We start from the raw sequence: 435 nt of genomic DNA, 5'->3' as shown, positions 1-435 counted from the left end.
GACCGATCCATCTCGGATTGCTCGATGGCCTTGCCCATTGGAACCTGCCATGAACACCCATCTGATGATGTCGCGGCGCTTCGCGCCTCTCTTCTGGACGCAGTTCCTGTCCGCCTTCAACGACAATTTCCTGAAGAACACGCTGGTGTTCCTCATCCTCTTCACCCTTGCCGCCGACCAGGCGGCGTCACTGGTGACCTTGGCCGGCGCCATCTTCATGGCTCCTTTCCTGCTCTTGTCCGCGCTTGGCGGCGAGATCGCCGACCGCTTCGACAAGGCTTTCGTGGCGCGCAGGCTGAAGTTCGTCGAGATCGGCGCCGCACTGCTCGCGGTCATCGGCATCGCGCTCTCCTCCATTCCGGTTCTGCTGACGGCGCTGTTCCTGTTCGGCGTCATTTCGGCGCTGTTCGGCCCGATCAAGTACGGCATCCTGCC

Annotated in this window: 1 pseudogene; it reads left to right on the top strand. The window is 61.8% G+C overall.

Annotated elements, in window-relative coordinates:
• Positions 1-49 precede the first annotated feature (49 nt).
• Positions 50-435, top strand: a pseudogene (locus EOA32_RS37850) (hypothetical protein); the annotation flags it as partial.

Origin of the sequence: Mesorhizobium sp. M1A.F.Ca.ET.072.01.1.1, assembly GCF_004023325.1 — a bacterium.
GTDB lineage: Bacteria > Pseudomonadota > Alphaproteobacteria > Rhizobiales > Rhizobiaceae > Mesorhizobium.
Note: the sequence above shows the minus strand (reverse complement) of the source record. Positions and strands in the feature narration are given on the sequence as shown.